At 61.5% G+C, this 21,090-nt stretch carries 19 protein-coding genes; 9 read left to right on the forward strand and 10 right to left on the reverse strand.

Going from position 1 to position 21,090, the window contains the following annotated elements:
• The first annotated feature begins 442 nt into the window (after positions 1-442).
• Positions 443-1,783, forward strand: a complete 1,341-nt coding sequence (locus EDF71_RS12030) for a hemolysin family protein (protein WP_133856835.1) — start codon at positions 443-445, stop codon at positions 1,781-1,783.
• An 84-nt stretch (positions 1,784-1,867) separates the two neighbouring features.
• Here the strand turns inward: EDF71_RS12030 and EDF71_RS12035 are convergent, their stop codons facing one another.
• Together EDF71_RS12035 and EDF71_RS12040 are read right to left on the reverse strand one after the other, a co-directional pair.
• Positions 1,868-2,479, reverse strand: a complete 612-nt coding sequence (locus EDF71_RS12035; RefSeq protein WP_243854280.1) for a lytic transglycosylase domain-containing protein — start codon at positions 2,477-2,479, stop codon at positions 1,868-1,870.
• Between the two features lie 127 nt (positions 2,480-2,606).
• Positions 2,607-4,346, reverse strand: a complete 1,740-nt coding sequence (locus EDF71_RS12040; protein WP_133856837.1) for a proline--tRNA ligase — start codon at positions 4,344-4,346, stop codon at positions 2,607-2,609.
• Between the two features lie 92 nt (positions 4,347-4,438).
• Here EDF71_RS12040 and EDF71_RS12045 point away from each other — a divergent pair, with 92 nt between their 5' ends.
• Positions 4,439-5,137, forward strand: coding sequence for an RNA pyrophosphohydrolase (locus EDF71_RS12045; protein WP_133856838.1), 699 nt, complete (start codon positions 4,439-4,441; stop codon positions 5,135-5,137).
• Positions 5,138-5,228: 91 nt separating this feature from the next.
• Here EDF71_RS12045 and proB read toward each other — a convergent pair whose 3' ends face one another.
• The 4 genes from proB to rplU all read right to left on the reverse strand — a co-directional run bounded on the left by proB (position 5,229) and on the right by rplU (position 8,345).
• On the reverse strand, positions 5,229-6,368 hold the full coding sequence (gene proB / locus EDF71_RS12050) for a glutamate 5-kinase (protein ID WP_133856839.1): 1,140 nt from the start codon (positions 6,366-6,368) through the stop codon (positions 5,229-5,231).
• Between the two features lie 84 nt (positions 6,369-6,452).
• Positions 6,453-7,568 carry an Obg family GTPase CgtA gene (gene obgE, locus EDF71_RS12055; RefSeq protein ID WP_133856840.1) on the reverse strand — a complete coding sequence of 372 codons (1,116 nt, stop codon included), beginning with the start codon at positions 7,566-7,568 and terminating at the stop codon, positions 6,453-6,455.
• Between the two features lie 189 nt (positions 7,569-7,757).
• Positions 7,758-8,018 carry a 50S ribosomal protein L27 gene (gene rpmA, locus EDF71_RS12060; protein WP_021027814.1) on the reverse strand — a complete coding sequence of 87 codons (261 nt, stop codon included), beginning with the start codon at positions 8,016-8,018 and terminating at the stop codon, positions 7,758-7,760.
• Between the two features lie 15 nt (positions 8,019-8,033).
• Positions 8,034-8,345, reverse strand: coding sequence for a 50S ribosomal protein L21 (gene rplU, locus EDF71_RS12065; protein ID WP_027011098.1), 312 nt, complete (start codon positions 8,343-8,345; stop codon positions 8,034-8,036).
• A gap of 267 nt (positions 8,346-8,612) precedes the next feature.
• Here rplU and EDF71_RS12070 point away from each other — a divergent pair, with 267 nt between their 5' ends.
• The 7 genes from EDF71_RS12070 to EDF71_RS12100 all read left to right on the forward strand — a co-directional run bounded on the left by EDF71_RS12070 (position 8,613) and on the right by EDF71_RS12100 (position 15,379).
• Positions 8,613-9,542: a polyprenyl synthetase family protein gene (locus tag EDF71_RS12070; RefSeq protein ID WP_133857019.1), complete on the forward strand. Its 930-nt coding sequence runs from the start codon at positions 8,613-8,615 to the stop codon at positions 9,540-9,542.
• A gap of 163 nt (positions 9,543-9,705) precedes the next feature.
• Complete coding sequence (pilB, locus tag EDF71_RS12075) at positions 9,706-11,439, forward strand: type IV-A pilus assembly ATPase PilB (RefSeq protein WP_133856841.1); 1,734 nt, start codon at positions 9,706-9,708, stop codon at positions 11,437-11,439.
• Positions 11,440-11,459: 20 nt separating this feature from the next.
• Positions 11,460-12,680 carry a type II secretion system F family protein gene (locus EDF71_RS12080; protein ID WP_133856842.1) on the forward strand — a complete coding sequence of 407 codons (1,221 nt, stop codon included), beginning with the start codon at positions 11,460-11,462 and terminating at the stop codon, positions 12,678-12,680.
• Between the two features lie 2 nt (positions 12,681-12,682).
• The gene (locus EDF71_RS12085; RefSeq protein ID WP_243854281.1) at positions 12,683-13,558 is read left to right on the forward strand and encodes an A24 family peptidase; all 876 of its coding nucleotides are present in this window, start codon (positions 12,683-12,685) and stop codon (positions 13,556-13,558) included.
• A 1-nt stretch (position 13,559) separates the two neighbouring features.
• Positions 13,560-14,189, forward strand: coding sequence for a dephospho-CoA kinase (gene coaE / locus EDF71_RS12090; RefSeq protein ID WP_133856843.1), 630 nt, complete (start codon positions 13,560-13,562; stop codon positions 14,187-14,189).
• Between the two features lie 3 nt (positions 14,190-14,192).
• Complete coding sequence (gene zapD, locus EDF71_RS12095; protein WP_133856844.1) at positions 14,193-14,948, forward strand: cell division protein ZapD; 756 nt, start codon at positions 14,193-14,195, stop codon at positions 14,946-14,948.
• Between the two features lie 218 nt (positions 14,949-15,166).
• Complete coding sequence (locus EDF71_RS12100) at positions 15,167-15,379, forward strand: DNA gyrase inhibitor YacG (protein WP_133856845.1); 213 nt, start codon at positions 15,167-15,169, stop codon at positions 15,377-15,379.
• Between the two features lie 47 nt (positions 15,380-15,426).
• On the opposite strand, the gene EDF71_RS12105 is transcribed toward EDF71_RS12100, so the two are convergent.
• The 4 genes from EDF71_RS12105 to secA form a co-directional block, all read right to left on the reverse strand.
• Positions 15,427-15,900: an NUDIX domain-containing protein gene (locus EDF71_RS12105; RefSeq protein WP_133856846.1), complete on the reverse strand. Its 474-nt coding sequence runs from the start codon at positions 15,898-15,900 to the stop codon at positions 15,427-15,429.
• A gap of 35 nt (positions 15,901-15,935) precedes the next feature.
• Positions 15,936-16,892 (reverse strand): ATP-binding protein, encoded by a 957-nt coding sequence (locus EDF71_RS12110; RefSeq protein ID WP_133856847.1) that lies wholly within the window; start codon positions 16,890-16,892, stop codon positions 15,936-15,938.
• A gap of 84 nt (positions 16,893-16,976) precedes the next feature.
• A complete protein-coding gene (gene argJ / locus EDF71_RS12115) occupies positions 16,977-18,209 on the reverse strand; it encodes a bifunctional glutamate N-acetyltransferase/amino-acid acetyltransferase ArgJ (protein WP_133856848.1) in 1,233 nt (410 codons plus the stop codon).
• Positions 18,210-18,287: 78 nt separating this feature from the next.
• The gene (gene secA, locus EDF71_RS12120; RefSeq protein ID WP_133856849.1) at positions 18,288-21,026 is read right to left on the reverse strand and encodes a preprotein translocase subunit SecA; all 2,739 of its coding nucleotides are present in this window, start codon (positions 21,024-21,026) and stop codon (positions 18,288-18,290) included.
• Positions 21,027-21,090 lie beyond the last annotated feature (64 nt).

The raw sequence follows: 21,090 nt of genomic DNA on the forward strand, positions 1-21,090 counted from the left end.
CGGCCAAGGCCCTGTTGCTTATCCCTCCTCCCAGATACTTCTGGACCATCTTGAGCTTGAAGCTCTCATCGTATTTCGTCATGAAAAACACCCCATTGGTTGGACTGGTGTCCAACTTTTGGGGTGCAGTTCACTTCCGAGGCGGCTTTTTTGCGCCCGGCTGCCCTGCCAGGCGGCGATGCATAGCGGCGCGATGGCGACACACAATGGCCTTGCCAGCGGCCATAGCCGGGCGGCTAAGGTAAGCTCGGCACAGCAGCAATCTCCGCGCATCGCCCACCAGCTGTGGGCTTGCAGCCTCTGCTGCCAAAAGCACTTGCCAGTCGCCAGACGGGCATGCGACCATTGAACACTGATTCAAACCGGCGGCGCCCCGCGCGCCGCCACCGCTTTTGCCGAAAAATGTGAGCAGCCGGTCTGCACTGCTCCCACACGGATATCTATGAATCTTACGCAGAGTCTCTTTGTCATTGCCTTGCTGATCAGCTTCAGCGCCTTTTTCTCCATGGCGGAGATATCGCTGGCCGCCTCGCGCCGCCTGCGCTTGCGGCAAATGGTGGATGACGGAGACCCGCGTGCAGAGCGTGTGATGAAGGTCCAGGAGCAGCCCGGTGAGTACTTCACCGTGGTGCAGGTGGGCCAGAATGCGGTGGCCATCTTGGGCGGTATTGTGGGCGAGGGAGCGCTCAGCCCCTTTGTGTCGGGCATTGCCAGCCGCTGGCTGGAGCCCGCCACCGCGCAGACCATCGGTTTTCTGTTCTCCTTCACCGTGGTCACCTCTCTGTTCATTCTGCTGGCCGACCTGCTGCCCAAGCGCCTGTCGATGGCCGAGCCCGAGGCTCTGGCGCTGCGCGTGTCGCGTCCCATGCAGTGGTGCATGACCATTTTCAAGCCCGTGGTCTGGTTCTACAGCAAGGCGGCCGATGGCCTGTTTCGCCTGCTGGGCCTGTCGACCATCCGCGATGAAAAAATCACCTACGAAGACATTCTGGCAATGACCGAGGCCGGCGCCAAAGCCGGCGTGCTGGCCGCGCAGGAGCAACAGGTGATTGCCAATCTGTTCGAGCTTGATACGCGCACTGTCGGCTCGGCGATGACCCAGCGCGACCGCATCGCCTTCTTCTACCAGGACGACAGCGACGACATCATCCGCGCCCGCATTGCCGAAGAGCCGTTTTCGACCTACCCGGTCTGTGCCGGTGACATCGACCATGTGGTCGGCTATGTGGATGCCAAGGACCTGTTCCAGCGCGCGCTGAACAACCTGCCGATGAAGCTGCGCGACGAAGGCCTGGTCAAGAAGGCCCTGGTCATCCCCGACCGGCTGACCCTGGCCGAGGTGCTGCAGCAGTTCCGCCAGGCGCATGAGGACTTTGCCATCATCGTCAATGAATACAGCCTGGTGGTCGGCGTGGTCACGCTCAACGATGTGATGAGCACCGTCATGGGCGATCTGATGGGGCCGGTCGATGAGGAGCTGATCGTGCGCCGCGACGAGACCTCCTGGCTGATCGACGGCATCACGCCGATCGAGGATGTGGAGCGGGCCCTGCTGCTGGACGACCTGCCACATGCTGACGAGTACGAAACCCTGGGCGGCTTTCTGATGGTGATGCTGCGCCGCATCCCGCGCCGCACCGACAAGGTGGTCTGGGGCAAGTACCAGTTCGAGGTGATGGATGTGGACAGCTACCGCATCGACCAGGTGCTGGTCACCATGGTGGACCCGAACAAGGTGCCAGATACGCCGGTACCGCCAGCCACCAACAGCCTGGCGGCCTAAGACCCAGCAAGGCTGCAGTGCCCATGAAAAAGCCACCGCATGCGGTGGCTATCTTTTTGCTGCAGCGCTGGCAGTGGGCAGATTTCAGGCCTCGATCTTGTTCTCAAACAACCACTGGCGCTGCGCGCCATAGACCAGGTTGGGATAGGTGTCCTTGCCGCGGCTGCCGTTGTAGCGGCCCAATGCCATGAACAGATCGCCCTTTTCGCGGTCCAGGTAGTGGCGCAGAATCACACAGCCAAAGCGCAGATTGGTCTGCATGTGGAAAAGCTTGGCCGGGTCGCCATCGCCGATCACCCGGGTCCAGAACGGCATCACCTGCATGTAGCCACGGGCGCCGACATTGGACATGGCGAACTTGCGGAATCCGCTTTCGACCTGGATCAGGCCAAGCACCAGCGATTCATCCAGGCGTGCACGCCGGGCTTCGTACCAGACGGTCTGCAGAAAATCGCGGCGCACTTCCCAATCGGGCTTGCGCCGGCGCAGGCGGTCGCTCATCGCGCCCAGCCAGCGCAAGTAGACGATCTTGGCCTCGGTCGAGACAAACACGGGCTCCGGTGGCGCCGCGCTGCCAATGGCGGCCGTCAGCGCCGAGCGCACCGAATCGATCAGCGGCTCCTCCAGCTGGCCACCGGCATGCGCAGCCTGCGGCGCCGCCAGCCAGGCGCCGGGCCCCGCCAACAGCGATGCCATGGCCGCGCGGCGTGATACGCCCGCAGGTAAAGCAATGCGTGAGCCTGACATCCTCGATCGATCCCTCTGTGACTATTGTGGTGTGGCGCCTGGCGGCATGGGCTGCGTTGGCAGCCCATGGCCCGCATCAGGCCAAGCGGCTGGTGATGAAGCTGAACACCTCGTCCACAGGCACCTTGGTGGCTGCAGTCTCGCGGCGCTGCTGGTACTCGACCATGCCTTCTTGCAGGCCCCGGTCGCCCAGCACCACACGGTGCGGCACGCCAATCAGCTCCCAATCGGCCAGCATCGCGCCCGGGCGCTCGCCGCGGTCGTCCAGTATCACATCGACACCAGCGGCCAACAAGTCTGCGTGTAGCTTTTCAGCCGCAGTCTTGACCGCTTCGCTGCGGTCCATGCCGATCGGGCAGATCACCACGGTGAAAGGCGCAATCGCGTCGGGCCAGATGATGCCGCGCTCGTCATGGTTTTGCTCCACGGCCGCAGCGGGCAGGCGGGTCACGCCAATGCCGTAGCAGCCCATTTCGAACTCGCTGGGCTTGCCGTTCTCGGCCAGGAAGGTGGCCTTCATCGCCTTGGAGTACTTGGTGCCCAGGTAGAACACATGGCCGATCTCGATACCGCGTTCAATGGCCAGCTCGCCCTGGCCGTCTGGCGAAAGGTCACCCGCCACCACATTGCGCAGGTCGGCGACCACGGCAGGCTCGGGCAGGTCACGGCCCCAGTTCACACCGGTCAAGTGGTAGTCGGCCTCGTTGGCGCCGCAAACCCAGTCGGCCATCACGGCCACGTCGCGGTCCACCACCAGCTTGACGGGTTTTTTCACGCCGATCGGGCCCAGGTAGCCTGGCTGGCAGCCAAAGTGCTCTTCGATCTCGCCCACCGTCGCGAAACGGAAGTTGGCCAGGCCTTCGACCTTGCCGACCTTGATCTCGTTCATGTCATGGTCGCCGCGCAGCAGCAGCAGCCATACCTGGGAGCTCAGGATGTCGCCCTTGTCATTGGTCTCGTCGGTGGCCAGCACCAGCGATTTGACGGTGTTGGCCAACGGCAGGTCCAGCAGCGCGGCCACATCGGCGCAGGTGCTCTTGCCAGGCGTGGCCGTCTTGGCCATGGCCTGCGCGGCGGCAGCACGGGGCTGGGTAGGCGCCAGGCTTTCGGCCTTTTCGATATTGGCGGCGTAGTCGCTGTTGGGGCAATAGACGATCGCGTCTTCACCGGTCGCGGCAATCACCTGGAACTCTTCGCTCAGGTCGCCACCGATGGCGCCGCTGTCGGCGCGCACGGCGCGGTACTGCAGGCCAAAGCGGTCAAAGATGCGCTTGTAGGCGGCACGCATGGTCTGGTAGCTGATCTGTGCGGCGTCGCGGTCCTTGTCGAAGGAGTAGGCGTCCTTCATGATGAACTCGCGGCCACGCATCAGGCCAAAGCGGGGGCGGCGCTCGTCGCGGAACTTGGTCTGGATCTGGTAGAGGTTCTTGGGCAGCTGCTTGTAGCTCTTGAACTCCTGGCGCGCGATGTCGGTCACCACCTCTTCGCTAGTGGGCTGGATGACAAAGTCGCGCGAGTGGCGGTCCTGGATGCGCAGCAGCTCGGCACCCATCTTGTCAAAGCGGCCGGTCTCTTGCCAGAACTCGGCCGGCTGCACCACGGGCATGGTCACCTCGATGGCGCCAGCGCGGTTCATTTCTTCGCGCACGATGGCCTCGACCTTGCGGATCACGCGCAGGCCCATGGGCATGTAGTTGTAGATGCCGGCGCCGAGCTTCTTGATCATGCCGGCGCGGGTCATCAGCTGGTGGCTGGCGATTTCAGCGTCCGCAGGCGCTTCTTTCAGGGTCGAGATGAGAAATTGCGAAGCTTTCATAGTCTATGACAATGGACCTAGTAGTTGCCCCCTTGAAGATGGCTTCAAGGCGCAGGCATAATGGACACAGTTTAAAAAATTGGGGTTAGATTATGCTGGACCGAGATGGCTTTAGGCCAAACGTCGGCATCATCCTGCTCAACCAGCGCAATCAGGTGTTTTGGGGCAAGCGCATCCGCACCCATAGCTGGCAGTTTCCGCAGGGTGGTATCGACCGTGGAGAAACCCCCGAGCAGGCGATGTTTCGAGAGCTGCATGAGGAAGTGGGCTTGCGACCGGAGCATGTACGTATTGTGGCTAGAACGCGGGATTGGCTACGGTACGAGGTGCCCGAACGCTTCATCCGCCGCGATGCCAGAGGCTATTATCGCGGACAAAAGCAGATTTGGTTTTTGCTCCAGTTAACGGGGCACGATTGGGACCTGAATCTGCGCGCCACCAACCATCCGGAGTTTGATGCCTGGCGCTGGAATGACTATTGGGTGCCGCTGGATGTGGTGGTGGAGTTCAAGCGCGGCGTCTACGAGATGGCTCTGACCGAGCTGTCGCGTTTTGTGCCACGCAATGACCCGCGCAACCGCTATTTACGCAGCAATGCGCGTACGCGCGATGGTGAAATGCATGAGTCGGAGCATGCACCAACTGAGACCTTGCAGGTATCGGTAACCACCACCACCGTGGTCAGCTACCACTCGCCACTGCGCATGATGCAGGAGATGGAGCTACCGCCTGGTGCCAGCTTTGACCCGGATCCGGGCAATGCCGGGCGTGATCCACGCCAAAACGGCTGAGCACTGACGAGTAGCCAACATACAAAAAGCGTCCCTCGGGACGCTTTTTTGTGCTTGCGCGGCAGGCGTAGACCCACCGCTAGCGGCGTGATCAATGCCCCGTCAACACCATATTGTCACGGTGCAGCATCTCGGGCTCGCCGGTGTAGCCCAGCAGGTGCTCGAATTCAGCCGATGGCTTGCGGCATAAGCGCCGTGCTTCAGCACTGCTGTAATTGGCCAGGCCGCGAGCCAGCTCGGTACCTTGCGGATCGCGCACGCCAATCACCTCGCCGCGCGAGAACTCACCATGCACGCTCACCATGCCGATAGGCAGCAGGCTCTTGCCTTCGCCGCGCAGCTTCAGCGCAGCGCCGTCATCGACCGTCACATAGCCATGCATCTGCAGGTGGTCCATCATCCACTGCTTGCGCGCCTGGTTCTTGTGGGTATCGGCCACCAGCAGGGTGCCGATGGCCTCACCTGCAGCCAGGCGCAGCAGTACGTCCTGCTCGCGGCCCCAGGCGATCACGGTGGATGCGCCTGAGCCAGCCGCACGCTTGGCCGCCAGGATCTTGGTAAGCATGCCGCCCTTGCCAATGCCCGAGCCTGCGCCACCCGCCATCGCTTCCAGCTTCAGATCGCCGGCCTGTGCCTCGTGCACAAATTCGGCATCGGGATTCTTGCGGGGATCGGCGGTGTACAGGCCCTTTTGATCGGTCAGAATCACCAGCGCATCGGCCTCGACCAGGTTGGCCACCAGTGCACCCAGGGTGTCGTTGTCGCCAAACTTGATTTCGTCGTTGACCACCGTGTCGTTTTCGTTGATCACCGGCACCACACCCAGCTGCAGCAGGGTCAGCAAGGTGACGCGGGCATTGAGGTAGCGCTCGCGGTCGGCCAGGTCGGCATGGGTCAGCAGCACCTGGGCGCTGCCCAGGTTCTGTTCGCGCAGCTTGGTCTCGTACATCTGCACCAGGCCCATCTGGCCTACAGCGGCAGCGGCTTGCAGCTCATGGATTTCCTTGGGCCGCTGCTGCCAGCCCAGGCGCTTCATGCCTTCGGCGACGGCGCCGCTGGAGACCATGATCACTTCGCGCCTGGCACCACCTTCGCCATGCACCAGGGCGGCAAGTTGGCGGCTCCATTCCGTGATGGCGCCCTCGTCCAGGCCCTTGCCCTCGTTGGTGACCAGACTGGAGCCGACTTTGACGACGATGCGACGTGCGTCGCGCAGAACATTCGATGCCATTTTTGCTTTTTCCGGCATTGCGCCCGCCTGGCAAGCGCAAGCAGCTATCAATCGATAAGAAATCTAGAGTGCAAGCCTTGCCGCTCAGTCAGGCGACGAGAAGCGCGGGTCGTCCGAGAAGTCAGGTTGCTCCTGCTCGGCGCCTGCAGCAAAGCGCGGATCCACCTCTTGGGGCTCCTGCTCGGCCTTTTGCATCTTGTGCACGAACTGGAAGATCTCCTTGATCAGCGGCTCGCAGCCTTCACGGGTCAGCGCCGAGATCTCGTAGACAGGGCCCTTCCACTTGTAGCGCTTGACGAAGTCCTTGACCTTGGCGGCGCGCTCATCACCGGGCACCATGTCCAGCTTGTTGAGCACCAGCCAGCGCGGCTTGTTGTAGAGCTCCTCGTCGTACTTCTTGAGCTCGCCCACAATCGCCTTGGCCTGCGCGACGGGATCCACGCCCTCGTCAAACGGTGCCAGGTCGACAATGTGCAGCAGCAAGCGCGTGCGCTGCAGGTGGCGCAGGAACTGGTGGCCCAGGCCGGCACCGTCCGAGGCGCCTTCGATCAGACCGGGAATGTCGGCGACGACAAAGCTCTTTTCCGGACCCACGCGCACCACACCCAGGTTGGGGTGCAAGGTGGTGAAGGGGTAGTCGGCAATCTTGGGGCGGGCGTTGGAGACCGCCGAGATGAAGGTGGACTTGCCGGCATTGGGCATGCCCAACAGGCCCACATCGGCCAGCACCTTCAGCTCCAGCTTCAGGTTGCGGCGCTCGCCCTTCCAGCCGGGGGTCTTCTGGCGTGGTGCACGGTTGATCGCACTCTTGAAGCGCAGGTTGCCAAAGCCGCCGTCGCCACCCTTGGCAATGGTGATGACCTCGCCCGGGTTGAGCAGCTCAAACAGCACTTCGCCGGTTTGCGCGTCGGTGATGATGGTGCCCACCGGCATGTGCAAGGTGATGTCCTTGCCGGCGCAGCCAAACATGTCCGAGCCCTTGCCATGCTCGCCGCGCTCGGCCTCGTGGCGGCGCGAGTAGCGGTAATCGATCAGGGTGTTGAGGTTGACGTCCGCCAGGGCGTACACATGGCCGCCACGGCCACCGTCGCCACCATCGGGGCCACCGAATTCCTTGTACTTTTCATGGCGGAACGACACACAGCCATTGCCACCATCGCCAGCTGCAATGTCAATAAACGCTTCATCTACGAATTTCATGGTCGTTATCCACCCGCCCTGGTACAGGAATTACGGGAATTGTTCTGCTGCACGTGGAGACATGCAGCCCTGCCAAAACCGCTATTCTCGCACCAGGGCGCCAAGCGGGTCGGCCCAAAAACACCAAAGCCCCGACTGCGCGGGGCTTTGGACAAGGCCAATGAAGGCCTTCAAGACACTTGTCTTGTCTTAAGCAGCCTTGGTGATGCTCACCGTGTGCTTGGACAAAGCGCCCTTGGTTTCGAACGACACGTGGCCGTCCACCAGAGCAAACAAGGTGTGGTCCTTGCCCACGCCGACATTGGTGCCGGGGTGGAACTTGGTGCCGCGTTGACGCACGATGATCGAACCAGCGCTGATCAGTTGACCACCGAAAGCCTTCACACCCAGCATCTTTGGCTTGGAATCACGTCCGTTGCGCGTAGAGCCGCCGCCTTTTTTCTGTGCCATGAGATATAGCTCCTGTTAAGCTGCAATCGCACCGATTTGCAGCTCAGTGAACTGCTGACGGTGGCCTTGGCGCTTTTGATAGTGCTTACGACGACGCATCTTGAAAATGCGCACTTTGTCGTGCTTGCCGTGGGCTACTACCGTAACCGTCACAGTTGCTCCGGACACCAAGGGCGTACCAACCTTCAACTCTGCGCCGTCGCCGACTGCCAGAACCTGGTCGATCACGATTTCTTGGCCTACGTCCGCAGCGATCTGTTCTACCTTGATTTTTTCGCCGGAAGCAACACGATACTGTTTGCCACCGGTTTTTATGACCGCGTACATAAGAACCTCTAAAAAGGGGATAGCTTGCAAAGAAATTTCGCAAGAGCCGAAGATTGTAGCACGGGGTCTGAAAAGACGCAAACCCTCTACGTTTTTGCACCACAACGGGGACATAAAACGCATCCCCGAGACGGACAACCGGGCATGTCTGCAAGTGGTGCTGCTCTCGTTTCTATAATGCGGTATCCCTAAAATGCCGAGATAGCCGCCTTGTCAGAGTCCAACACTCCCAACCCGTCCAACCCCTTGAGCCTCGTCGCCGGTGATATGCGGCAGGTGGATGCCGTGATTGCCAGGCGCCTGAGCTCCTCCGTTCCGCTGATCGGTGAGGTATCGCACTACATCATCTCGGCCGGCGGCAAGCGCCTGCGCCCTGCCCTGCTGCTGCTGGTGGCCGGCGCGCTGGAGTACCGAGGCGAGCAGCATTTCAATCTGGCGGCGGTGGTTGAGTTCATCCACACTGCGACCTTGCTGCATGACGATGTGGTGGATGAATCCACGATGCGGCGCGGCAAACCCACCGCCAACGAGAGCTTTGGCAATGCCGCCAGCGTCTTGGTGGGGGATTTCCTGCACTCACGTGCCTTCCAGATGATGGTCGATGCCGACAGCATGCGCGTCATGCAGATCCTGTCGGAGGCCACCAACATCATCGCCGAGGGTGAGGTGCAGCAGCTGATCAACACCCACAATGTCGATCTGGACGAGGCGGGCTATCTCTCCGTCATCCGCTCCAAGACCGCCAAACTCTTCGAGGCCAGCGCCCGCCTGGCTGCGGTGCTGACCGAAGCCCCTGCCGAATTGGAAGAGGCCTGTGCCAACTATGGCCGCTCGCTGGGCACCGCCTTCCAGGTGATTGACGATGCGCTGGACTACGACGGTGACACAACCGTGATGGGCAAGAATATTGGCGATGATTTGCGCGAAGGCAAGGTCACCCTGCCGCTGATCATTGCCATGCAGCGTGCCAGCGCCGATGATAGGCAGATGATTGTCAGCGCCATCGAGCAGGGCTCCACCCCGCACATGGCCCATATCGTGCAGGTCGTCAAGGACACCGGCTCGCTGCAAGCCACACGGGCGGCTGCCGCACTGCAGGCCCAAGAGGCCATCGACTGCCTCGCCTTGCTGCCCAACAATGCCTATACCCAGGCGCTGACCACCCTGGCCTCGCAGCTGCTGGACCGCCGAGAGTAAGGCTGGAGGCAGGTGTGGATGGCTGAGCGTATCCCGCAGACTGTCGCAGATCCACTGCAGTGGTGCGACCTGCGGGGTGCATTTCTTTGTTAAATCTCCGAACAACTGCTACAGTTTGCCGGACTACGCAGCGAGGCTATCGACGATAGGCGTCCCCCTTTACATGCCTGACATCAACACACCCCCAAAAGCCGTCGCCCTCCCCGGTATCGCCCGAGCCTTGGTGGCCAGTGGAAAGCTTCCCATTGCCAAGGCGGAAGCCTTGTACGCCACCAGCCTGAAAAGCAAGAACAGCTTTATTGGTGAGCTGGTGGCCAGTGGCGCCGTTTCCGGCAGCGATGTGGCGACCATCATCTCGACCGTCTATGGCGCGCCCATGGTCGACCTCGATGCCATCGACCTGACCCGACTGGCAACCGGCCTGCTCGATACCAAGCTGGCCCTCAGCAACAAGATCATCCCGTTGGCCAAACGGGGCAACCGGCTGGTGGTCGTCACCGCCGACCCCACCGACCACTCGGTGGCCGAGCAGATCAAATTCTCCACCCAGCTGAGCGTGGACTGGGTCATCGCTGAGCATGCCAAACTAGCCAAGGCGCTGGAAGCCGTGGCGAAAAAGGGTGGTGACAACATCCAGGACATGATCACTGGCGACGTCAATCTCAATGAATTCGAGATTGATGACGAGTCGGTGAACGCTGAAAGCTCCAGCAACGACGGTGACGAGGTTGAAGACGCGCCCATCGTCAAGTTCCTGCAGAAGATGCTGATCGATGCCTTCAACATGCGCGCATCGGACTTGCACTTCGAACCCTATGAGCACCAGTACCGCATCCGCTTCCGCATTGACGGGGAGCTGCGCGAGATTGCGTCGCCGCCCCCAGGCATCAAGGACAAGCTGGCCTCGCGCATCAAGGTGATCTCGCGCCTGGATATCTCGGAAAAGCGCGTGCCGCAAGACGGCCGCATGAAGCTCAAGATCGGCGCCGACCGCGTCATCGACTTCCGGGTCAGCACCTTGCCTACCTTGTTTGGCGAAAAGATCGTTATCCGTATTCTTGACCCGAGCAGCGCCAAGTTGGGCATTGATGCGCTGGGCTATGAGCCGGAAGAGAAGGCCCGCCTGCTCAGCGCCATCAAGCGCCCTTACGGCATGATTCTGGTCACCGGGCCTACGGGCTCGGGCAAGACCGTGTCGCTCTATACCTGCCTGAACATTCTGAACACGCCAGCGGTCAATATCGCCACGGCAGAAGACCCCTCGGAAATCAACCTGCCCGGGGTCAACCAGGTCAATGTCAATGAAAAGGCCGGCCTGACCTTTGCGACGGCGCTCAAGTCCTTCCTGCGCCAGGATCCCGACATCATCATGGTGGGTGAAATCCGGGATCTGGAAACGGCCGACATTGCGATCAAGGCCGCGCAGACTGGTCACTTGGTGCTGTCTACCTTGCACACCAACGACGCCCCCACCACCTTGACGCGTATGCGCAATATGGGGATCGCGCCCTTCAATATCGCGTCGAGCGTGATCCTGATCACCGCGCAGCGACTGGCACGCAAGCTCTGCCCCATCTGCAAACGGCCGACTGAAATCCCCCATGAGGCGCTGCTGGAAGCGGGCTTCAAGGAAGAGGATCTGGACGGCACCTGGATGCCCTACGAGCCCGTCGGCTGCGATGCCTGCAACAACGGCTACAAGGGTCGTCTGGGCATCTACCAGGTGATGCCCATCTCGGAAGAAACACAGCGCATCATCTTGCGCGATGGCAGCGCACTGGAAATTGCGGAGCAAGCCGACATAGAAAATGTCCGCTCCTTGCGCACATCGGGTCTGCACAAAGTCAAAAAGGGACTGACCTCTCTTGAAGAGGTCTTAGCCGTCACCAACGAATAAAGCAATGAGGGCAGGGATAAATGGCAACCACAGTCAATAAGAAAACATCGAACGAAGCCGTTTATGAGTGGGAAGGCAAGGACCGCAACGGCAAGATCGTGCGCGGCGAATCCCGCGCGGGCGGAGAAAATCAGGTCATCGCATCGCTGCGGCGCCAGGGGATTCTGCCGTCCAAGATCAAAAAGCGCCGCATGCGCTCAGGCAAGCGCATCAAGCCCAAGGACATCGCCTTGTTCACGCGCCAGTTGGCTACCATGATGAAGGCCGGCGTGCCCTTGCTGCAGGCCTTTGACATTGTGGGCCGCGGCAGCACCAACCCCAGCGTGACCAAGTTGCTCAACGATGTGCGCAGCGATGTGGAATCGGGCTCGTCGCTGAGCACCGCCTTCCGCCGCCACCCGATGTACTTCAATGCCTTGTACTGCAACCTGGTCGAGGCCGGTGAAGCCGCCGGTATTCTGGAAGGCCTGCTGGACCGCCTGGCGACCTACATGGAAAAGACCGAGGCCATCAAGAGCAAGATCCGCTCTGCGCTGATGTACCCGACCTCGGTGGTCATCGTGGCCTTTGTCGTGGTGGCCATCATCATGATCTTTGTGATCCCGGCCTTCAAGGACGTGTTCTCCTCGTTCGGCGCCGACCTTCCCGGCCCCACCTTGGTCGTGATGGGTATCAGTGAGTTCTTTGTGAGCTACTGGTACCTGATCTTTTTTGGCATTGGCGGCAGCATCTACTTCTTTCTGCAGGCCTGGAAGCGCAGCGAGAAAATGCAACGCACCATGGACCGCTGGCTGCTGCGGGTACCGGTCTTTGGCCCGCTGATTGAAAAGTCCTGTGTGGCACGCTGGACACGAACCTTGTCGACGATGTTTGCCGCTGGTGTGCCGCTGGTCGAAGCATTGGACTCGGTGGGAGGAGCCTCGGGCAATTCTGTATTTGCGGTAGCCACCGAGAAAATCCAGGCACAGGTCTCTACCGGCACCAGCCTGACGGTCGCCATGTCGGATGCCCATGTGTTTCCTTCGATGGTGCTGCAGATGTGCGCCATCGGTGAGGAATCGGGCTCAATCGACCATATGCTGGGCAAGGCAGCAGACTTTTACGAAGCCGAGGTGGACGAGGCCGTTGCAGGCCTGTCCAGCCTGATGGAGCCCATCATCATCGTGTTTCTGGGCACGCTGATTGGCGGTATCGTCGTGTCGATGTACCTGCCGATCTTCAAGCTGGGCCAGGTGGTGTAACCGTGTCTGAAGCGCAATTGAACACAGGGCTGTTTGCCCTGCTGGGCCTGCTGGTGGGCAGCTTTTTGAATGTGGTGGTGCACCGCCTGCCGCTGATGCTGGAGCGCCTCTGGCGACGCGATGCCCAGGCTATGTTGGCGGAGATGGATGGCGCGCAGACAGCAGAAGCAGCGCCTGTGGCTGAGCCTAAAGCCGATCGTTTCAATCTCTGGACCCCCGCTTCGCGCTGCCCGCATTGCAGCCACCAGATCCGCTGGTACGAGAACGTGCCCGTCGTCAGCTGGCTGTTTTTGCGTGGGCGCTGCAGCCAATGCAGCACCCGTATCTCTGTCCGCTATCCAGTGGTGGAAATCGCCAACAGCCTGCTCTGGGCCTATTGCATCCACCGCTGGGGCCTGGGCCCTACCGGTTTGGCATGGTGTTTTTTCGCATCCATGCTGCTGACGGCGGCGCTGATTGACTGGGACACCACCTTGCTGCCCGACAACCTGACCTTGCCGCTGCTTTGGGCTGGCTTGCTGGCCAGTGCGATGGGCTGGATTGAGGTCCCTCTGAAAGATTCGCTGTTTGGCGCCGCCATTGGTTACATGGTGCTGTGGCTGATTTACTGGGCCTTTAAGCTGCTGACCGGCAAGGAAGGCATGGGCTATGGTGACTTCAAGCTTCTGGCGGCACTGGGCGCCTGGTTTGGCTGGCAAGCGCTGATTCCTATTGCCCTGTTCTCCTCCGTCGTAGGCGCGGTGATCGGCATTGCGATGAAGATCTTCTCCAACCTGCGCGAAGGCGGCTATATCCCCTTTGGCCCCTTTCTTGCCGGCGCTGGTTTTTTGGTGATGTGGTTCGGCACCGGCATTGTCGACCGCCTGCTGCAGCCCTGATATGCGCCCGCGCATTGGGGTCACCGGGGGCATTGGCAGCGGCAAAAGCACCGTAGCCCAGGGCTTTGCCCAGTGGGGCTGCCATGTGATCGATGCCGACCGCATTGCCCGTGAGCTCACACTGCAGGGCGGTGCGGCCATCGCCCCCATTGCGGCGCAGATGGGTGCGCACTTTATCAATGCGGATGGTGCACTCGATCGCGCGCAGATGCGGGAGGCCGCTTTTCGCGATCCAGCCTACAAGGCGCAGCTTGAAGGCATCCTGCATCCGCTGATCCGCCAACAGATCGACCAGCAGTACCAGCACGCCTGCAGCGCCACCGATGCGCCGCTGGTGGTCTTTGATATCCCGCTGCTGGCGGAATCCAGCCAATGGAGCCCGCGCCTGGACCAGGTCATCGTGGTCGATTGCCAGGAAAGCACGCAAATCGCCAGAGTGCAGCAGCGCAACCAGCTGACGCAGGCAGCGATTGAGGCGATCATGGCCCAGCAAGCCAGCCGGCTGCAGCGCCTGCGCAAGGCGGATTGGGTGCTGTGGAATGAAACGCTGTCGTTACAAGCGCTAGGCGAGGCTGTATTCGACCTATACAATGAATTGATAGCCAACTACCGCCCTCTGCAGCCCGATTGATCCGTGATAACTTACGAGTACCCCTTCAACGAACGTGTGCGAGCCTACCTCCGCCTGGAGTATTTGCTGCGCCGGCTTGACGTACTCCTGCAGCGCGACACGGACATCGACCACCATTTCGCCATCACCACCTTGTTCGAGGTGATGGATGTGGCCTCCCGCAGCGACCTCAAGACCGACCTGCTCAAGGACCTGGAGCGCCAGCGCCAGCAGTTCAATGCCTACCGCGACAACCCGATGATCGCCGTCGACATGCTGGACAAGGTGATTGGCCAGATCGACGCCGCCCATAGCGAGCTGCGTGCCCAAAATGGCAAGCCCAGCCAGTTGCTGATCGAGAACGAGTGGCTGATGGCCATCCGCAACCGCACCGGTATCCCTGGCGGCACCTGCACCTTCGACCTGCCCAGCTACCATGCCTGGCTGCATGCCGACAGCCACAGCCGCCGCGCCGATCTGCAAGGCTGGACGGCCTGCTTTGCGCCACTGGCCAGCGCCCTGATCCTGCTGTTGCGGCTCTTCCGGGATGCCGGTGCGCCGCAGCGCATTGCGACCGTGCGTGGCCAGTTCCAGCAAAACCTGCCCCAGGGCCGCATCTACCAGTTGCTGCGCCTCAAAATCGACCCGAGCTCCAACCTGGTGCCCGAGATCAGCGGCAACCGCCTGATGATCTCGATCCGCATGCTGCAAAAGAACGAAAGCGGTCAGCTGGGCTTGACCACGCAGGATGGCCAGTACGAGATGGTGCTTTGCGCTTGATCGGCTAAACGCCTGTGAATGGGCTGGCAAGGCCAAGGGACCCTCTGCAAAACTCCCTGCCGTGATCTGAACGCGGACTCGGGCGATCCGCTGCGTTGTCCTCCTTGTCAATAGCTCGCTATTGACTGCAAAAGACGCCTTGCGGCTCATCCCAATCCGCGTCCATCCCGCTTGGCGAGGGTTTTGCAGAGCGTCCCTAGCCGCCCTACAATGGCCCGATGAGTTCTTCCGCAGACAACGCGCTCCCCAGCATCCAGTGCCCCCAGTGTGGCGGCCCCTCCAGCTTTGAACGCAGCAACCGGTTTCGCCCCTTTTGCAGCGAGCGCTGCAAGCTGATTGACCTGGGCGCCTGGGGCAATGAGGATTTTCGGGTGCCGGCACAATCGCCACCGCAGGACCAGCCCTACGGCGATCCCCGCCTGGAAGACTGAGTACCCCGACCTGTAGAAAAGGCAGCACCTGGTGGTGCTGCCCTTGCTTATTTCACCGCAGCTTCTGCCGCCTGGATATAAGTCGCGGGGTCAAAAGGCAGTCCCCGCTCCTCGCTCAGCCATTGCAGCACGGGGAAGGAGCCCTCCAGCACCGGGCTCACCGTCAGCGGCAATTGCTGCCAGGACATCTGCTGGCTTTCGCGCATCTCGAAATCACCCGACCACTGCGTCACCTTGCACCAGTGCAAACGCACCAGCGCATGGCTGTAGTCGTGCTCGGTCACCTTCCAGGCGATGCAGTTGTCGATGCGGATGCCCAGCTCTTCGACCAGTTCACGGCGCAGCGCCTCTTCCACGGTCTCGCCCGCTTCCAGCTTGCCGCCGGGAAACTCCCACCAGCCTGCGCGGGGCTTGCCCAGGGGGCGGCTCGTAATTAGTAGCGCATTGTCGCTTTCGCGGATCAGCACGCCCACGGCCACTTCGGTATGGCTGCGGGTCTCGGTGGTATCAGTCTGGCTCATAGGTCTTCATGGGCTGCACGGGCAGCCCGGTTTCTTCAATCCTGGGCCTCTTCGCCCAGATCGGCCACATCGGCAATTTTCTGGCGGCCCTGCACTTCGCGGTGGCTGCGGCCTGCCCAGTCACGGGCAAACTGGTGGGCTACCCGGCCGCTGCGCGAGCCGCGCTCCAGCGCCCAGACCAGAGCCTCGGGCCGGGAAGCCTCGATATCGGCCTCGGCCACACCCAGCGCCGAGAGCCACTGGCCCACCACGCGCAGGTACTCGTCCTGGCTGAAGGGGTAGAAACTCACCCACAGGCCAAAGCGCTCTGACAGCGAAATCTTCTCTTCCACCACTTCGCCGGGGTGAATCTCACCGTTCTCGCCCTTTTGCTGGGCCAGGTTGTCGGTCATGTACTCGGGCAGCAGATGGCGGCGGTTGCTGGTCGCATAGACCAGCACATTCGGCGTGGCCGCAGACACGGATCCATCCAGGATCGACTTCATCGCCTTGTAGCCGGGCTCGCCCTCTTCAAAACTCAGGTCATCGCAGTAGATGATGAATTTCTCGGGCCGGCCCGCCACCACATCGACGATATCAGGCAGGTCGGTGAGGTCGGCCTTGTCCACCTCGATCAGGCGCAGGCCCTGGGGCGCATAGGCATGCAGGCAGGCGCGGATCAGGGACGATTTGCCGGTGCCGCGTGCGCCCGTCAGCAGCACGTTGTTGGCAGTACTGCCTCGCACAAACTGCTCGGTGTTGCGTGCAATCTTCTCTTTTTGTCCGTCAATATTCTGCAGATCCGACAGGGACATGGCCCCCACATGGCGCACCGGCTCCAGCACGCCACAGCCGTTGGCCCGCTTGCGGTAGCGCCAGGCAATGGCATCGTTCCAGTCGGCCGGCGCCTGCAGCGCCTGGGGCAGGACGGACTCGATGCGCTGCATCAGCTGCTCGGCGCGCTGCACCAGGCGCTCAAGCGGAGAAAAAGGGGAGTTGGAAGACTCGGTCATGGTATCCAGACGCACAAGGTGGAAAGGCCAGCGGGGCCGGCACCTGCCCAGCCTTGGGCAGCCCGGCGCGCTGGCTCTGCGGTATCAGGAGCGGTAGTCCGCGTTGATGCTCACATAGTCGTGGCTCAGGTCGCAGGTCCACAGCTGGGTGGATGCGCTGCCACGGCCCAGCTGCACGCGCACGACGATCTCCTGCTGCTTCATCACGCGCTGGCCATCGGCCTCCTGGTAGGCGGGGTTGCGGCCGCCCTTGGTGGCGACATGCACATCGTCCAGGTAGAGCTCGATCTGGGTCTGGTCCAGGTCCTCGATACCGGCATAGCCCACAGCGGCCAGAATGCGGCCCAGGTTGGGGTCGCTGGCGAAGAAGGCGGTCTTGACCAGCGGCGAATGCGCAATCGCATAGGCCACCAGGCGGCATTCTTCTTCGGTACGGCCTTGCTCGACCTCGATCTGGATGAACTTGGTGGCACCTTCGCCGTCGCGCACAATCGCCTGCGCCAGCTTCTGAGCCACTTCGCGCAGCGCGGCCATCAAGGCCTGGCCGTCGGCAGTGTTCCAGTCGGTGATCGGGGCATTGCCTGCCTGGTTGGTGGCGACCACAACAAAGGAGTCATTGGTCGAGGTGTCACCATCGATGGTGATGCGGTTGAAAGACTGGTCAGCCAGGGTTTTGGCCAGCGCGGGCATCAGCTCGGGGCTGATGGCTGCGTCGGTGCCCAAAAAGCTCAGCATGGTCGCCATATTGGGGCGGATCATGCCTGCACCCTTGCTGATGCCGGTGACCTGCACCGTCTTGCCGCCCACGGTGGCCGAGGCGGAAAACGCCTTGGGCAGAGTGTCGGTGGTCATGATGCCTTCGGCTGCCTTGGCCCAGTGGCCCGGATGCGCATCGGCAATCGCTGCAGGCAGGCCAGCGGTGATGCGGTCCACCGGCAGCGGCTCCATGATCACGCCGGTCGAGAACGGCAGCACTTGCTGGGCATCGATCTTCAGCAGACCGGCCAGCGCATCGCAGGTGGCGTGGGCACGGGCCAGGCCATCGGCACCGGTGCCGGCATTGGCATTGCCGGTGTTGATGACGATGGCGCGGATGGACTGGCTGTGGCTGGCCAGGTGCTCACGACAGATCTGCACGGGCGCGGCGCAAAAGCGGTTCTTGGTGAATACGCCAGCGACATGGCTGCCTTCGTCCAGCAAGAACACCGTCACATCCTTGCGGTTGGCCTTGCGCACGCCGGCCTCCGTCACACCAATGCGAATACCGGCGACAGGAGCCAGGTCCTGCGCTACTGGGGCTTTCAAATTGACGGGCATATCAGTCTTTTCCTTGGAACCATGAAAAAAACGGGCGATGAACCAGTCAAAGCCCGTTGTGGTGAAGCAATCCGGTAATTACGCGAGTTTACCGTGGCAGAGCTTGTATTTCTTGCCGCTGCCGCATGGGCATGGATCATTGCGGGCCACACGCACGCCTTCAGGCATGGGCAGCGGTTCGCTGGCCTCGGCGTCACCCGACTCATCGGGGCCGCTGTAGGTCACATGGGCGGTGCGGTCATTGCTTTGCTCCAGCTGCTCGGTGGCTTCATCAAGCTGCTCGGGCGAACGGATCTGCACTGACATCATCACGCGGGTGACCTGGGTCTTGACCTGGTCGATCAGCTGGCTGAACAGCTCAAAGGCCTCGCGCTTGTATTCCTGCTTGGGCTGCTTCTGGGCATAGCCGCGCAGGTGGATGCCCTGGCGCAGGTAGTCCAGTGCGGCCAGGTGGTCGCGCCAGCTGGAATCCAGGGTTTGCAGCAGCACCGCACGCATGAACTGCATGAAGTTTTCCTTGCCAGCCTGCTCCAGCTTGTCGTTGAACAGGCGTGCACCTTCTGCCACCACCTTCTCTTCGATTTCCTCGTCAGAGATCGATTCGGCGCCGTCCAGCAGTTGCTGCAGGGGCAGGTTGATCTGCCACTCTTCGCGAAGAACCTTCTCCAGGCCGGCCAGATCCCACTGCTCTTCCATGGACTGCTCGGGCACATACTGGCGCACGATATCGGCCAGCGCGCTGTCGCGCATGCCGTCGATCATGGGCGCCAGATCGGCCGCATCCAGAATCTCGTTGCGCTGCTGGTAGATCACCTTGCGCTGGTCGTTGGCGACGTCGTCGTACTCCAGCAGCTGCTTGCGCATGTCGAAGTTGCGTGCCTCCACCTTGCGCTGGGCGCTTTCGATGGAGCGCGTCACGATGCCCGCTTCAATGGCTTCGCCATCGGGCATCTTCAGACGTTCCATGATGGCCTTGACACGGTCGCCCGCGAAAATGCGCATCAGTTGGTCGTCCAGCGACAGGTAGAAACGCGAGGAGCCGCGGTCACCCTGGCGGCCGGCACGGCCACGCAGCTGGTTATCGATACGGCGCGATTCATGGCGCTCGGTCGCGATGATGCGCAGACCACCCAGCTCGGTCACCTTGTCGTGCTCGACCTTCCAGTCGGCACGCAAGGCTTCGACCTTGCTGCGGCGCTCGGACTCGGACAGCGACTCGTCCGCTTCAATGGCGGAAATCTGCTTTTCGATATTGCCGCCCAGCACGATGTCGGTACCACGGCCGGCCATATTGGTCGCGATGGTGATGACGCCGGGACGGCCTGCCTGGGCAATGATGTCTGCCTCGCGTTCATGCTGCTTGGCGTTGAGCACCTGGTGAGGCAGGTTCTCTTTCTTCAGCATCTCGTCGATGATTTCGGAGTTCTCGATCGAGGTCGTGCCCACCAGCACGGGCTGGCCGCGCTCGTAGCACTCACGGATATCGCTGATCGCCGCTGCGTACTTCTCAGGTGTGGTCTTGTAGACGCGGTCCAGCTGGTCGTCGCGCTTGCTGGGGCGGTTGGGCGGGATCACCACGGTCTCCAGACCGTAGATTTCCTGGAATTCGTAGGCTTCGGTATCAGCCGTACCAGTCATGCCGCCCAGCTTGTTGTACAGGCGGAAGTAGTTCTGGAAAGTGATCGATGCCAGGGTCTGGTTCTCGGCCTGGATTTCCACGCCTTCCTTGGCTTCCACGGCCTGGTGCAGGCCTTCGCTCCAGCGGCGGCCCGACATCAGGCGGCCGGTGAACTCGTCGACAATCACGACCTCGCCGCCCTGCACCACATAGTGCTGGTCGCGGTGGTACAGATGCTGGGCGCGCAGTGCGGCGTACAGCTGGTGCACCAGAGTGATGTTGGCAGGGTCGTAGAGCGATGCACCTTCGGCCAGCATGCCCTTTTCAGCCAGAATGCGCTCAGCCGCTTCGTAGCCTTGCTCGGTCAGGTGGATCTGGTGGCCCTTTTCGTCGACCGTGAAGTCGCCCGGCTTGGTCACGCCCTCACCGGTGCGGGGGTCGGCTTCGCCTTCCTGGCGGGTCAGCAGTGGCACCACTTCGCGCATCGCCAGGTAGGCGGCGGTGTGGTCTTCGGCCTGGCCGGAGATGATCAGTGGCGTACGCGCCTCGTCGATCAGGATGGAGTCCACCTCGTCGACGATGGCGAAGTTCAGCCGGCGCTGCACGCGCTCGCTGGCATCCTGCACCATGTTGTCGCGCAGGTAGTCAAAGCCGTACTCGTTGTTCGTGCCGTAGGTGATGTCCGAGTTGTAAGCGGCCTGTTTCTCGTGCTTGGGCAGCTGCGACAGGTTGATACCCACCGACAGACCCAGGAAGTTGTACAGGCGCCCCATCCAGGTCGCATCACGCGTGGCCAGGTAGTCATTGACCGTCACCACGTGCACACCATCGCCGCTCAGCGCGTTCAGGTACACGGGCAAGGTACCCGTCAAGGTCTTGCCTTCGCCGGTGCGCATTTCGGCAATCTTGCCGTAATGCAGGGCCATGCCGCCCAGCATCTGCACATCGAAGTGGCGCATCTTCATCACACGCTTGGAGCCCTCACGCACCACGGCAAATGCCTCGGGCAGGATGTTGTCCAGCGACTCTCCGCCAGCGACGCGGTTCTTGAATTCCTGCGTCTTCTCGCGCAATTGTTCGTCGCTGAGCTTTTCGTACTCTGGCTCCATCGCATTGATGCGAGCGACGACCTTGCGGTATTGCTTGAGCAGGCGATCATTGCGACTGCCAAAAATTTTGGTGAAGAAATTGGTTGCCATGCGAACAGAACCACACAACCAGGGATAGCACTCTTGTCCACCCCTGCCATGCGACCGGAATTCC

Source organism: Comamonas sp. JUb58 (genome assembly GCF_004364775.1).
GTDB lineage: Bacteria > Pseudomonadota > Gammaproteobacteria > Burkholderiales > Burkholderiaceae_C > Comamonas.

What these genes read in the sequence shown, in the direction of transcription:
- EDF71_RS12030 (WP_133856835.1), top strand. Translation starts at nt 443, where the DNA reads ATGAATCTTACGCAGAGTCTCTTTGTCATTGCCTTGCTGATCAGCTTC.
- EDF71_RS12035 (WP_243854280.1), bottom strand. Translation starts at nt 2,479, where the DNA reads ATGGCATCGCTGTTGGCGGGGCCCGGCGCCTGGCTGGCGGCGCCGCAG.
- EDF71_RS12040 (WP_133856837.1), bottom strand. Translation starts at nt 4,346, where the DNA reads ATGAAAGCTTCGCAATTTCTCATCTCGACCCTGAAAGAAGCGCCTGCG.
- EDF71_RS12045 (WP_133856838.1), top strand. Translation starts at nt 4,439, where the DNA reads ATGCTGGACCGAGATGGCTTTAGGCCAAACGTCGGCATCATCCTGCTC.
- proB (WP_133856839.1), bottom strand. Translation starts at nt 6,368, where the DNA reads ATGGCATCGAATGTTCTGCGCGACGCACGTCGCATCGTCGTCAAAGTC.
- obgE (WP_133856840.1), bottom strand. Translation starts at nt 7,568, where the DNA reads ATGAAATTCGTAGATGAAGCGTTTATTGACATTGCAGCTGGCGATGGT.
- rpmA (WP_021027814.1), bottom strand. Translation starts at nt 8,018, where the DNA reads ATGGCACAGAAAAAAGGCGGCGGCTCTACGCGCAACGGACGTGATTCC.
- rplU (WP_027011098.1), bottom strand. Translation starts at nt 8,345, where the DNA reads ATGTACGCGGTCATAAAAACCGGTGGCAAACAGTATCGTGTTGCTTCC.
- EDF71_RS12070 (WP_133857019.1), top strand. Translation starts at nt 8,613, where the DNA reads ATGCGGCAGGTGGATGCCGTGATTGCCAGGCGCCTGAGCTCCTCCGTT.
- pilB (WP_133856841.1), top strand. Translation starts at nt 9,706, where the DNA reads ATGCCTGACATCAACACACCCCCAAAAGCCGTCGCCCTCCCCGGTATC.
- EDF71_RS12080 (WP_133856842.1), top strand. Translation starts at nt 11,460, where the DNA reads ATGGCAACCACAGTCAATAAGAAAACATCGAACGAAGCCGTTTATGAG.
- coaE (WP_133856843.1), top strand. Translation starts at nt 13,560, where the DNA reads ATGCGCCCGCGCATTGGGGTCACCGGGGGCATTGGCAGCGGCAAAAGC.
- EDF71_RS12100 (WP_133856845.1), top strand. Translation starts at nt 15,167, where the DNA reads ATGAGTTCTTCCGCAGACAACGCGCTCCCCAGCATCCAGTGCCCCCAG.
- EDF71_RS12105 (WP_133856846.1), bottom strand. Translation starts at nt 15,900, where the DNA reads ATGAGCCAGACTGATACCACCGAGACCCGCAGCCATACCGAAGTGGCC.
- EDF71_RS12110 (WP_133856847.1), bottom strand. Translation starts at nt 16,892, where the DNA reads ATGACCGAGTCTTCCAACTCCCCTTTTTCTCCGCTTGAGCGCCTGGTG.
- argJ (WP_133856848.1), bottom strand. Translation starts at nt 18,209, where the DNA reads ATGCCCGTCAATTTGAAAGCCCCAGTAGCGCAGGACCTGGCTCCTGTC.
- secA (WP_133856849.1), bottom strand. Translation starts at nt 21,026, where the DNA reads ATGGCAACCAATTTCTTCACCAAAATTTTTGGCAGTCGCAATGATCGC.